Origin of the sequence: Acidisphaera sp. L21, from assembly GCF_009765685.1 — a bacterium.
GTDB lineage: Bacteria > Pseudomonadota > Alphaproteobacteria > Acetobacterales > Acetobacteraceae > LMUY01.
Genome location: NZ_LMUY01000007.1, coordinates 110,420 through 122,496, shown reverse-complemented (window position 1 = coordinate 122,496; position 12,077 = coordinate 110,420). Strand labels below are relative to the sequence as shown.

Here is a 12,077-nt window from a genome sequence, read left to right as displayed (position 1 = left end):
CCGCGACGCCCGGTCGATCGCCGGGCTTGCCTGCCAGATCCGCTACCCGAGGGGGAATAACGCCATGCCGGATGCCAACGCGCTCGCCAAGCCCGTGACAGGGAATTTGATGGCGGGGAAGCGCGGCCTGGTGATGGGCGTCGCCAACGACCGCTCCGTCGCCTGGGGGATCGCCGCCGCCCTGGCCGCACAAGGGGCCGAGTTGGCGTTCACCTACCAGGGCGATGCGCTAGAGAAGCGTGTGCGTCCGCTGGCCCAAAGCGTGGGCAGCAAGCTGATCGTCCCCTGCGACGTCAGCAGCGATGCCAGCATGGACGCAGCCTTCGCCGCCGTGCGCGATCAGTGGGGCGAGTTGGACTTCCTGGTCCATTCGATCGGCTGGGCCGACAAGCAATTCCTGCGCGGCAAGTATATGGACACGCCGCGCGACGCGTTCCTCACCGCGATGGATATCTCCTGCTACTCCTTCACCGCCGTCTGCGCCCGTGCCGTGCCGATGATGAAGGCCGGCGGCTCGATGCTGACCATGACCTATCTGGGCGCCGAGCGGGTGATGCCGCATTACAACGTCATGGGTGTGGCCAAGGCCGCGCTGGAGGCATCGGTGCGCTATTTGGCCGCCGACCTCGGCGGCCAGGGCATCCGCGTCAACGCCATCAGCGCCGGGCCGATCAAGACGCTGGCCGCCAGCGGCATCGGCGATTTCCGCTACATCCTGCGCTGGAACCAGTACAACTCCCCGCTGGAGCGTAACACCACGATCGAGGAAGTGGGCGGCGCCGGGCTGTATCTGCTGTCCGACCTGTCCTCCGGCGTGACGGGCGAAGTGCATCACGTGGATAGCGGCTACCACACGGTTGGCATGAAAAACCCGACCGCGCCCGACATCACCGTCTCGCACGCCGAGTAATCCCTGGAGGCGCGGGTTCTGTGAGCCATAATACGTTCGGCCACCTGTTCCGCGTCACCACCTGGGGCGAAAGCCATGGCCCGGCGATCGGCTGCGTGGTGGACGGATGCCCGCCGCTGCTGCCGTTGACCGAGGCGGACATCCAGCCCTTTCTGGACCTGCGCCGCCCCGGCCAGTCCAAATTCACCACCCAGCGGCAGGAGCCGGACACCGTCCGCATCCTGTCCGGCATTTTCGAGGGCCGAACCACCGGCACCCCAATCGCGCTCCACATCGACAACGTCGACCAGCGATCCCGGGACTATGGCGCCATTGCCGAGCAATTCCGCCCCGGTCACGCCGATGTCACCTACGTATTGAAATACGGCATTCGCGACTACCGCGGCGGCGGCCGGTCCTCCGCCCGGGAAACCGCCATGCGGGTGGCGGCGGGTGCCATCGCGCGCCGCGTGCTGGAGGGTGTGACCATCCGCGGCGCGCTGATCCAGATCGGCCCGCAGGCGGTGGACCGCAGCCGCTGGGATTGGGCGACATTGCGCGACAACCCGTTCTTCTGCCCCGACCCGGTGATGGCCGCGCAATGGGAGGAGCAGTTGGCTGCCGTGCGCAAAACCGGCTCCTCCGTCGGCGCCGTGATCGAGGTCGTGGCCGAGGGCGTGCCGCCTGGCCTGGGCGCGCCGATCTATGGCAAGCTGGACGCCGACCTGGCCGCGGCCCTGATGAGCATCAATGCGGTCAAGGGCGTCGAGATCGGCGCCGGATTCGCCGCTGCGATGTTGCATGGTGAGGAAAACGCCGACGCGATGCGGATGCACGACGGCAGCGTGGCCTTCGCGGCCAATCATGCAGGCGGCATCCTGGGCGGCATTTCCACCGGGCAGCCAATCGTCGCACGGTTCGCGGTAAAGCCGACGAGTTCGATCCTGACCCCGGTGCCGTCAGTGGACCGGCACGGGCACGAGGTTGAAGTCATGACCCGGGGGCGGCATGATCCGTGCGTCGGCATCCGTGCAGTGCCGGTCGGGGAGGCGATGCTGGCCTGTGTCTTGGCGGATCACTTATTGCGCCATCGCGCGCAAAATCCGCACGCCCCGGCAACTGCACACCTGCCCAGGAATTAAGCTCTCGTCACGGCGATGTGTATGGGGTCGAATATCGTATGGGCACTAACCTTGGGCCGATGACTGCCCCAGACACGACCATCAATTCCGCCGGTCTCGACGAGTTCGTCGACCGATTTGGCAAAGGCGAGTGGGCGACGCGCATTTCCGATCTGGAGCGCGAGGCGGCCAAGCCGACGCGTCTGGGCCGCGCCATCCAGCAGCGCCACATCATCGAATTGACGATCGACCGCTGGCGCAAGCCCGGCCGCAACCGTCCCCCCAGCGCCGGTGAACGCTGCATCGCGAAATTGGCCGCCGACGCCAGCCGACTGTTCGAGGAATTGCCCGGCGCCAGTCGGGATCGGCTACGGGCCCGTTTGCAGCGCGCCGCCGAGGCGGACAACACGCTCATTCCCGCCTTCCACATCCTGCGGACCGCCGCGCTCCAACGCGCCCGCGGGTTCGAGGTGCTGTTCGCCGGGTTGGAGGACGATACCAACTTCGACCTGCTGATCCACCGCGACGGGCAGGAGGCGGAGATCGCCTGTGACGTGGTGTCTGCCGAGGACGGGCGCGGCGTGCATCGCGGCGCATGGTCCAACCTGTGCGATCGGGTCGATCCGGAACTGCAGACCTGGCTGGCCAGCCATCCCGGCCGCTATTTGCTGAAGATGACCCTGCCACAAGGCCTGAAGGACGTGCCACAGAGCGAGGCGCTGGCCGCCCTGCACGGTCGCATCACCACGATGCTATCCGGTATGCGCCGGGCCGACCATGACGAGGCCGCGGTGCTGCGCCTGGACCCGCTGATGTTGGCCGCCGCCCAGGCCGACGAGCTGGGCCTGATGCCGAGCCTGCGCAACGAGTTCGGTCCCGAGGCCCATCTGGCCGTGATGACTGCCGAGCGCAGCATGATGGTGCTGGCCGCCCGTGCCGGGCAGGAGAACGAGGTCGCCGTGGCGATCCGTCGCCGTATGGCCGCGATCGCCCCCACCCGCCTGAGCGGACAGCGCCCCGGCATCCTGGCGATGTTCATCGAAGATACCGACCGCACCGAATGGCGCCTGCTGCGGGAGCGAATGGATCTGGAGGGCGAGGCGCGCCACTTCCTCACCAACCCCGAAGCCAAGCCGGTCGTCGCGGTCACCTGCGCGTCCCGCCTGGAAATGTTCGGGGTCGGGGCGCCGGACGCCGCACCCGATGGCGAGTTCCGCTTCCGCAACACGCAGCACCCGGCGTGCAAGCTTACCGCCCTCGCACCCGCCATAACGTCATCGGTCTGACATATTCGTGAGCCGACACGAACTGCCCTGGCCTCGCCACGTTCTTCGTTCCTACTGTCTGATGTTGCGTCGCAGCGGAGCGTTTGAATGGACGACCAGGTTTACGATCAGAAGCTTGAAGAGCTGGACCGCATGCTGAACGACCCAGACTCGAATATGGAGCCAGAGAAGGTCTGGACGCTGTTGGCAGAAATCTCTGGCCACGACTGCGCCGCACACGCTGCATCCGCCTAGGTCGGCGGGTCCTCTTTACTGGAGAGGACTTCTTGCGAACAAGTGCGCAGCACCTCGTCCGTTTCGGCGGATGAGGGAAGGCTAGCCTGGCTTCCACGGCGCGTGCAGCTGAGTCCGGCAGCGACATTCGCCCGCTCGAGGGCCGCCTTGACACTCTCGCCCCGGTCTAGGGCAGCAGCGAACACCCCGATAAAACAATCCCCTGCGCCCGTGGCATCAACCACGGCGACCGAATTGGCGCGCAGCAATACCGCGCCCGTATCGGAATGTGCCAACACGCCCTCGGCGCCCAGCGTGTTGACGATGCCGACGCCCAAGCCCGCATGCAGCGAGGCTGGATCGGCGGAAACACTGAGATGCCCGGCCAACCAAGCCGCCTCCTCGGCATTCACCACCAGCCAGTCCACCATCGCCAGGGCGTCTTCGGCGATAGGGCCAGCCGGCGCCAGATTGAGGATGATCCGTGCCCCGCGCGCCTTCGCACGGCGGATCAGCGCCCCTGTTGCCTCCGCCGGCACCTCCATCTGCAACACCAGTATCGTGTCCGGCCCAAGATCGGCATCGGCGACCTGGCCGGCCACGACGCGCAAATTGGCGCCGCTCGCCACCGCGATCTGGTTTTCGCCATGGCGGTCCACACAGATCGAGGCGCTTCCGGTGGGCAGATCCACCGTGCTCACCCGTGACAGATCCACCCCCGCGTCGCGCAGCCCGGTCATGGCCGCCTCGGCCATCGGGTCGCCGCCGATCGCGCCGGCCATCGCGACAACCGCGCCATCGCGCGCCGCGGCAACCGCCTGGTTGGCACCCTTCCCGCCGGGCTGCACCAGGGCGGTGCGACCGATTACGGTTTGGCCCGGCCTCGGCAGCTCATCCAACTGGTAGATGATGTCCAGATTGATGCTGCCGAAGACCAGGATCATGCGAGGGCTGCTTCCATCTCCGCCCATTCGCGCTTGCTGAGCCCGCTGCTGGGCTGGTCCACCGCCTCACCAGCCAGGCGCCGCTTGATGACCGCCAGCATCGCGGCGGAGAACGTCACCGCACCCAGCCGGTAGTCGCGGAACGCGGCTGCAGTGGCCGGCACCCACGCCTCCATCGATCGCATCATCACGTCGGCATAGGCGCGGATCTCGTATTGCGCATGCGAATCGGCCCGCAGCGACAAGAAGCCGAGCAAATTATGCAGGTCGGTCTTCCAATACCATTGTGTGTAGGTATTCAGCGTCAGGTTCATCCGCGCCAACTCGCGCGCCAGCCCCTGCCGGGCAGGATCGGCCTCGTCCTCGTTCAGCATCCAGGTATAGTTGTCGTAGGTGCGGCCGGCATCGCTGCGCAGCAGGTCGAGCACCGCCTCCGCCTCCGCACCCTCCAGCACATCGCCGCGGCCCTGGCGGTTGTCGCTGGATTGGGCGGCTAGGTGTTCCGGCGCGGGAATGTAGAATTCCCGGTCCATGACCGAATAGCGGGCGGAATACTCGTTCACGTTCGCCGTCCGGTGGCGGATCCACTGCCGCGCGACGAAGATCGGCAGCTTCACGTGATACTTGATCTCGCACATCTCGAACGGGGTCGAGTGGCGGTGGCGCATCAGATAGCGGATCAACCCGGCATCCTCGCTGACCCGCTTGGTGCCCCGGCCATACGAAACCCGGGCGGCCTGCACCACCGCGGAATCGTCGCCCATGTAGTCGACGACCCGGACGAAGCCGTGATCCAGCACGGGCGTGGCGTGATACAGCATCGCCTCCAACGCCGGCACGGTGGCCCGCAGGGTGGGGGTGGGGGTGGCGCGCAGCTCGGCAATGGCCGCGTCCTGTTCGGGTGATATCGGCATGGGCCACCACCTACCACCAGCCGACCCGGTCGACTACGTTGCCGTCACAATTGCGATCGGGTCGGTAGATGAAGCAGCGTATGGCAGGCGGCTTGGCCGTGATGCTCACGATGGCGGTGGCGCTTGCCCCCATCGCCGCATCGGCCCAACCGGCCTCCACCCTGGCGACGTCCACCCTGGCGTCGCTGAGGGGTTTGGCGCCCGTAACAACGCTGCCCAACACGCCGGCGGGACAGGCGGCGTTGGCCGGGAATTACACCGTCACCGGTGGCATTCAGGCCGGGACGATCCAGCAGCCCACCCTGCTGCCGTTTGCCGAGCAGCAGCAACTCGCCCTGCGGGACGCCTTCATCACCGGCGGCAACGCGACGCAATTGGCCGATTCGCTCGGCACCCTGCTCGGCACCTCGTACCAGTCCCTGGCGAAATACGAGTCGCCCAAGCAGTTCACCAGCATCGCGCCCTCGGTCGCGGCGCTGATCGCCTACACCTCGGCAACGACCGGGTCCGGCGCCAATGCCGGCAAGTTCTTCTTCGCCAACAAGACGACCGACGGCAAAACCCCCGCCGCCGACCCGGCCATGGCCGTCATGGCGCAGGTGGGCGGCGTGGCCGATGTGTTCGGCAGGGCCTACGCCCACCCGGCCGGCACGCCGGGCAACGACCCGTTCGGCAACTCCCGCCCGTTCCAGACCGAACCGGGCCTGACCCCCGTCAGCGGCCCCGACTACTTCGGCAAGCCAGCGACCAACACCACCTATCTGCGCGGCCCGGATCAGGATCTGACCGAAAGCCCCTCCTATCCCAGCGGTCACACGACCTACGGCACGACGGAGTCGGTGCTGCTCGCGATCCTGGTGCCGGAGCGGTATCAGCAGGCGATGACCCGGGCGGCCGAATACGGCAACAACCGCATCATCCTCGGTGCCCACTACACGATGGACGTCATCGGCGGCCGTACCCTGGCGCTGCACGACGTGGCGCACCTGCTGGCCAACGACCCGGCCTATGTCGGCCAATCCCTCCGCGGGGCCCCCGTCATCACCGACTTCCAGGGCGCGGTAAAGCAGGCGCGTGCGGATCTGACCCAGGCGCTGACGGCCAAGTGCGGCGACACGATGCCAGTCTGCGCCGCGCAGGATGTCAGCCGGTTCGCCAACCCCGCCGCCAACGAGGCATTCTACACCATCACCCTCACCTACGGCCTGCCGGTGGTGTTCCAGTCCACCGCGAACACCGTGGAAGACGTGGGCAAGGTTGCACCCGAAGCTGGCTATCTGCTGACGACGGCCTTTCCTTATCTGACGCTGGTGCAGGCCAACGCCATCCTCACCGCGACGGAAGGGCCGGGCGGCGGGTTCCTGGATAACGGCTCCGAATTCGGGCTGTATTCCCGGCTGAACATGGTCGCCGCCGCCAAGCGCGCCGCCGCCATGGCGCCCCACTAGCCCCGCTTGCGATCGGGCCCCCGCTTGCGATCGGGCCCCCGCTTGCGATGCGGCCCCGCTTGCGATGAGGCCTGCGCGTGCCTACTATAGGGGTGCTGGTTCGCCGGCTATGGCGGTAGAGGGCTAATTCGTTAGGCATTTGGGACGCGGGTGCGATACCCGCCGCCTCCACCAATGGCTACAAGTGGGCGCCAGTCATTCTTGACCCGGGCCTATGCGTGGATCTGGGGGCGAAATAGGTTCGACCGGTGTTGAAAGGTTGGCTGGCCGCTCGGCATTGTACCGCCGTTATCGGGCTTTATTACAAGTGCCAATGACAATCATGAGGCATTCGCAGTCGCAGCGTAAGCTACGATAGACGCGGTTCGGGGGGCACCGGGCAACAGAAGCCCCCCACTCATGCCCAACCTTGTTATTGCACCGCCGAAGACAGACATGTCGGGTCGGTCTTCACAGAAGGTGGCAATGCAAGCGATCTCCGTCCTCGATCTCGCACCAGTGCCCGAAGGCTTTGGCCCTGCCGACGCCCTGCACAATTCACTCGACCTCGCCCAACATGCCGAGCGCTGGGGCTACCGCCGCTATTGGCTGGCCGAGCACCACAACATGATCGGCATCGCCAGCGCGGCGACCGCCGTCACGGTGGGTTACGTCGCCGGCGGCACGCACCGCATCCGCGTCGGCGCGGGTGGCATCATGCTGCCCAACCACTCCCCCCTGGTCATCGCCGAGCAATTCGGCACCCTGGAAACCCTCTATCCCGGCCGCATCGATCTCGGCCTAGGCCGCGCCCCAGGCTCGGACGGCTACACCCAGCGTGCGCTTCGGCGGGACCCGGAGGCGGCTGACAGCTTTCCGCAGGATGTGGCCGAGCTACGGGCGCTGCTGGGCCCAACCACTCCGAACCAGCGCGTCCAGGCCGTGCCCGGCGGCAACACGAACGTGCCCCTCTGGATCCTCGGTTCCTCCCTGTTCGGCGCCCAGGTCGCAGCGCATTTCGGCATGCCCTACGCCTTCGCCTCCCACTTCGCGCCAGACGCGCTCATGCAGGCTCTGCAGGTCTATCGCGACCGTTTCCAGCCATCCGAGCAACTGGCCAAGCCCTACGCCATGGTCGGCGTGAATGTCGTCGCCGCCGAAACCGATGCCGAGGCCAAACACCTCTTCACCTCCCCGCAGCAGAGTTTCACCAACCTGTTCCGTGGCACCCGCGGCAAGCTGCTCCCCCCGATCGACGATATCGAAACCTATTGGTCCCCCTCCGAAAAAGCCCAGGCGATGGGCATGCTCGCCTGTTCCTTCGTCGGCTCGGCCGCCACGGTGAAGCGCGAGCTATCGGCGTTCCTCGACGAAACCGGGGCGGACGAGATCATGGTCGCCGGTGCCATTCACGACCACCGCGCCCGCCTGCGCTCCTACGAAATTCTGGCGGAGATGGCGCCCTCGCTCATCCAACAGGACGCGATGGCGTGAGCGACGTGCCCCCGCCCGATAGCAAGCTTACCACCACGAAGCAGCGTTGGGCGGAGCAGGGGCGGTTCTTGACCGGTGGCCCCCCCGTGCCGGAGCGGGCGCGTCTGCCGCCGGGTCAGCACCTCGTGCGGGACTGGCCGGTGCTGGACCTGGGCGTGCACCCGAACATCGACCCGGCCCGCTGGTCCCTCCGCGTGTTCGGCGCGGTGCGGGAGTCGGTAACCTGGAACTGGGACGCCTTTCGCGCCCAGGACCAGGTGCAGGAGGTGACGGACATCCACTGCGTCACCACCTGGTCGCGCTACGACAACCAGTGGGACGGCGTATCCACCCGCACCGTGCTGGACGCGGTGCAGCCGCTCGACGGCGCCAGCTTCGTCATCCTCCACAGCCACGATGGCTACACCACCAATCTTCCCCTGGCCGATTTCGCCGCCCCCGACGCGATCCTGGCGCATTGCTGGAACGGCAAGCCGCTCACCGCCGAACATGGCGGCCCGGTCCGGCTCATCGTGCCGCATCTCTATCTGTGGAAAAGTGCCAAGTGGCTGCAGCGGATCGAGTTCGTGACCGGCGACAAGCCCGGCTTCTGGGAGACGCGGGGCTATCACGAACGGGGCGACCCGTGGCAGGAGCAACGCTACGACGAGTAGGTGAGGTGGGTATGAGCGTAAACGCGCACGGGATAGGCCGGTAATGTCGGCTCGGCAGGAGAGCGGGATGCGCCGCCTCGTCGCCGGAGTGCGTAATTTTCGCGAGAACGTCTTCCCGCAGCGCCAGAAGCTATTCGCCGAACTGGCCGCCGGGCAGGAACCGCAAACCCTGTTCATCGCCTGCGCCGACAGCCGCGTCGTGCCGGAACTGATCACCCAAACCAGCCCTGGCGAGCTGTTCGTGTGCCGGAACATCGGCAACATCGTCCCCGCCTATGGTGAGATGCTGGGCGGCGTGTCCGCAGTGATCGAGTATGCCTGCGTGGCGCTGGGCGTGAGCGACATCGTCATCTGCGGCCATTCCGATTGCGGAGCGATGAAGGCGCTGCTGAACCCCGATAGCGCCCTGCTGCGCACCATGCCGACCGTCGCCTCCTGGATGCGCAATGCGGAGGCCGCGCGCAGCGTGGTGGCCGTCACCCACCCCGGCGTCGAAGGCCCGGCGCAGGTGCAGGCGCTGGTGGAGCAGAACGTTCGCACCCAATTGGGCCATCTGGCGACTCACCCGGCAGTCGCGGCGCGTCTGGCCTCGCGTCAGGTCGCGTTGCACGGCTGGGTGTACGGGATCGAGACGGGCAGCGTGACGACCGTCGATCACGCGACCGGCAAGTTCGTCCCGCTGGAAGCCACCGAATTCGCCACGCGAGCCGCGCTACCGTGATCGTACGGCGTGGCCTGGACCTTCCCCGGCTGGTCCGGCATGGCGGCCTGCCGCTGCTGGCCCTGCTGGCGTACGACGTGCTGGTGACGCTGATTTACATGGTCGGGAACTGGACCTGGATATCGGTGCCCGAGCTGCCGTTGCCCCTACTCGGCAGCGCCATCGCGCTCATCGTCACGCTGCGCAACAACGCCGGGTATAATCGCTGGTGGGAGGCCCGCGGCCTGTGGGGCGCCGTGGTGAACAACTCGCGCAGCCTGGCGCGCGGCCTCGCGACCTTCCTGGAAGACCCGCTGCTCGCCGCCAGTCTGGTGCGCCACCAGATCGCCTACGCCCTGGCGCTACGCTGCCATTTGCTGCGCCTGCCGCCATGGGACGATCTGGCCGCCTATCTGCCGCCGGAGACGATCGCCCGGTTGCGCGAGGTCGCCAACGTGCCGTTCGCCATCCAGATGATCATCGGCCGCCACATCGCCGAGGCCCGCCGCGCCGGCAGTCTCGATGCGATCGGCGCCACCGCGCTGGACCGCACACTGAACGATATCGCGAACGCCCAGGGCGGGCTGGAGCGGATTAAGAACACGCCGATGCCGCGGCAATACGACCAGTTCCCGCAGGTCTTCACCCGTGTCTATTGCCTGCTGCTGCCGATCGGGCTGGTCAACCAACTGGGGTATTACACCCCCGTTGGCTCCACCGTGATCGGCTTCATGTTCATCGCCCTCGACCGGATCGGCCAGGATCTGGAAGACCCGTTCGAAAACCGGATCCACGACCTGCCCATGCAGGCGATCACCCGCGGGATCGAGATCGACCTGCTGCAGGCCAGCGGCGCCACCGGGGTCCCGTCCCCGGTGACGCCCGTCGACGGGATTCTCGGCTAGAGATTTGCCAGCACGAAATTTGCGCTAGCCTTCTAGCGCCAGCACGGCGAACGTCGCCAGCCAGTGCTCGCCCATATAGTCCCCGGCGACATGTGGCAGCCCAGCGTCCAGATGCAGCTCGGCCGCCTGCTCCATCATGATCTGCCGCGGGTCACCTGGCGGCAGCGTTCGGGCCAGCGCGCGCCAGCACCAGGCCCGGCTGAGGTTCAGCCCATCCAGATGTGCGATCTTGCCGTCGCTGCGGTCGCTGACGGCGGCGGGGGCGAACAACGTCGCCGGCCGCGCCTCGGCCAAATGGGGCAGGAACCGGTCGAACCACGGGCCGAACTGCTCCGGCGGCAGCAGGCGGCGCATGCACTCCGCCTCCATCAGGGCGGAGGAGAGGAAGTCGTCCCCACTCGGCTCCCACGCCTGGCAATCGGCATCGGCGCCATACCAACCCTCCGCCGTGTGCCGCAGGCTGTCGAACAGCCCGGTATCGCCGACGCTGGCCGCGTAGTCGGCGGCGAGGGACAGGGCGAAGGCGGTGTTGAAATGGGTGCCGACCCGCACCGGGTAGCTCGCCTTGGGCAGGAAGGTCTGAAACCGCTCGACGATCAGGCCGGTCAGCGGCGCCAAGGCGTCGGACCAGCGGCGCTCGGGCAGGTGGCTCAACGCCTCCGCCAGCTTCAGAATCCAGGCCCAGCCATAGGGGCGTTCGAAGCCGCCCGCATTGGGGTGGCTTAGGGTCGCGACCTCGCCGGCCACGCGCTCGGGCGTCAGATGGGCCTCGAACAGGGTGCGGATGGCGCTGGCGGGCGGCATGGCGGGGAATTGGCGCAGCAGATGCGCCAGCATCCAGTAGCCATGCACGCAGGAATGCCAGTCATAGCTGCCGTAGAATACCGGATACAGATCGCGCGGCGTGCGTGCGTCCTGCGGGCCGGCCATCGGGTTGGCCGGCTTGTTCGGATACTCGCGGGTGACGTGGCCCAGCGCCACCGCCACCAGGCGGGATGCCGTCGCCTCGCTCAGCGTGTGGGCCATCACGCGGCCAGGCCCAGGGCGGCGACCAACTCGGGGCGGCCGCTCTGCCGCGCGATGTCGGCGGCGCTGTTGCCCTCGGCATCCAGGCGGTTTGGGTCGGCGCCGTGCTGGATCAGCAGTGCCGCCATCTCGGCGCGGCCGAACATGGTGGCGAACATCAGCGGCGTGCGCCCGGCCTCGTTGGGCGCATCCACGGCGGCGCCAGCGGCCAGCAATTGCCCGGCGATGTCGACATAGCCCTTGAACGCCACGCCGCCCAACGCGGTGCTGCCCTTGGCGTCCACCGCATCCACCACCGCGCCCCGGGCCAGCAGCAGCGCCGTCGCCGCCGCCTGTTCGTTGTAGCTCGCCAGGATCAGCGGCGGAAAACCACGATCGTCCGGCCGATTTGGGTCGGTCCCGGCATCCAGGAACGCCCCCAGCAACTCGACGTCGCCATCCCGCGCCGCCGCGTAGAACAGCATTTCCAACTGCTCCGGTGGCAACCCTGCTGAGACAGGAGCCG

At 67.3% G+C, this 12,077-nt stretch carries 13 protein-coding genes and 1 other RNA gene; 10 read left to right on the top strand and 4 right to left on the bottom strand.

Annotated elements, in window-relative coordinates; genetic code table 11:
- The first annotated feature begins 64 nt into the window (after positions 1 to 64).
- The 4 genes from fabI to GSQ76_RS01390 all read left to right on the top strand — a co-directional run bounded on the left by fabI (position 65) and on the right by GSQ76_RS01390 (position 3,530).
- On the top strand, positions 65 to 910 hold the full coding sequence (gene fabI, locus GSQ76_RS01405) for an enoyl-ACP reductase FabI (protein ID WP_254070176.1): 846 nt from the start codon (positions 65 to 67) through the stop codon (positions 908 to 910).
- 20 nt (positions 911 to 930) lie between these two features.
- Complete coding sequence (aroC, locus tag GSQ76_RS01400; protein ID WP_158742118.1) at positions 931 to 2,031, top strand: chorismate synthase; 1,101 nt, start codon at positions 931 to 933, stop codon at positions 2,029 to 2,031.
- A 38-nt stretch (positions 2,032 to 2,069) separates the two neighbouring features.
- Positions 2,070 to 3,296 carry a hypothetical protein gene (locus GSQ76_RS01395; protein WP_254070175.1) on the top strand — a complete coding sequence of 409 codons (1,227 nt, stop codon included), beginning with the start codon at positions 2,070 to 2,072 and terminating at the stop codon, positions 3,294 to 3,296.
- 87 nt (positions 3,297 to 3,383) lie between these two features.
- On the top strand, positions 3,384 to 3,530 hold the full coding sequence (locus GSQ76_RS01390) for a peptide chain release factor 1 (protein WP_158742117.1): 147 nt from the start codon (positions 3,384 to 3,386) through the stop codon (positions 3,528 to 3,530).
- Here GSQ76_RS01390 and GSQ76_RS01385 read toward each other — a convergent pair.
- Both GSQ76_RS01385 and thyX read right to left on the bottom strand, forming a co-directional pair.
- Entirely contained in the window at positions 3,527 to 4,453 is a 927-nt protein-coding gene (locus GSQ76_RS01385) for a ribokinase (protein WP_158742116.1), read from the bottom strand. The genes GSQ76_RS01390 and GSQ76_RS01385 overlap by 4 nt on opposite strands.
- A complete protein-coding gene (gene thyX, locus GSQ76_RS01380) occupies positions 4,450 to 5,367 on the bottom strand; it encodes an FAD-dependent thymidylate synthase (protein ID WP_158742115.1) in 918 nt (305 codons plus the stop codon). Before thyX ends, GSQ76_RS01385 begins: the two co-directional genes overlap by 4 nt.
- 68 nt (positions 5,368 to 5,435) lie before the next feature.
- Between thyX and GSQ76_RS01375 the strand changes: the two genes are divergently transcribed.
- The 6 genes from GSQ76_RS01375 to GSQ76_RS01350 all read left to right on the top strand — a co-directional run bounded on the left by GSQ76_RS01375 (position 5,436) and on the right by GSQ76_RS01350 (position 10,546).
- The gene (locus GSQ76_RS01375) at positions 5,436 to 6,815 is read left to right on the top strand and encodes a phosphatase PAP2 family protein (RefSeq protein ID WP_158742114.1); all 1,380 of its coding nucleotides are present in this window, start codon (positions 5,436 to 5,438) and stop codon (positions 6,813 to 6,815) included.
- A gap of 55 nt (positions 6,816 to 6,870) precedes the next feature.
- Positions 6,871 to 7,213: a transfer-messenger RNA gene (gene ssrA / locus GSQ76_RS01370) on the top strand.
- A gap of 67 nt (positions 7,214 to 7,280) precedes the next feature.
- Complete coding sequence (locus GSQ76_RS01365) at positions 7,281 to 8,288, top strand: LLM class flavin-dependent oxidoreductase (protein WP_158742113.1); 1,008 nt, start codon at positions 7,281 to 7,283, stop codon at positions 8,286 to 8,288.
- The gene (locus GSQ76_RS01360) at positions 8,285 to 8,941 is read left to right on the top strand and encodes a sulfite oxidase-like oxidoreductase (protein ID WP_158742112.1); all 657 of its coding nucleotides are present in this window, start codon (positions 8,285 to 8,287) and stop codon (positions 8,939 to 8,941) included. Before GSQ76_RS01365 ends, GSQ76_RS01360 begins: the two co-directional genes overlap by 4 nt.
- A gap of 67 nt (positions 8,942 to 9,008) precedes the next feature.
- Positions 9,009 to 9,662 carry a carbonic anhydrase gene (locus tag GSQ76_RS01355; RefSeq protein WP_174247270.1) on the top strand — a complete coding sequence of 218 codons (654 nt, stop codon included), beginning with the start codon at positions 9,009 to 9,011 and terminating at the stop codon, positions 9,660 to 9,662.
- The gene (locus GSQ76_RS01350) at positions 9,659 to 10,546 is read left to right on the top strand and encodes a bestrophin family protein (protein WP_158742110.1); all 888 of its coding nucleotides are present in this window, start codon (positions 9,659 to 9,661) and stop codon (positions 10,544 to 10,546) included. Before GSQ76_RS01355 ends, GSQ76_RS01350 begins: the two co-directional genes overlap by 4 nt.
- A 24-nt stretch (positions 10,547 to 10,570) precedes the next feature.
- Here the strand turns inward: GSQ76_RS01350 and GSQ76_RS01345 are convergent, their stop codons facing one another.
- Both GSQ76_RS01345 and GSQ76_RS01340 read right to left on the bottom strand, forming a co-directional pair.
- The gene (locus GSQ76_RS01345) at positions 10,571 to 11,572 is read right to left on the bottom strand and encodes a DUF2891 domain-containing protein (protein ID WP_158742147.1); all 1,002 of its coding nucleotides are present in this window, start codon (positions 11,570 to 11,572) and stop codon (positions 10,571 to 10,573) included.
- Positions 11,572 to 12,036: an ankyrin repeat domain-containing protein gene (locus tag GSQ76_RS01340; protein ID WP_254070174.1), complete on the bottom strand. Its 465-nt coding sequence runs from the start codon at positions 12,034 to 12,036 to the stop codon at positions 11,572 to 11,574. Before GSQ76_RS01340 ends, GSQ76_RS01345 begins: the two co-directional genes overlap by 1 nt.
- Positions 12,037 to 12,077: the final 41 nt, after the last annotated feature.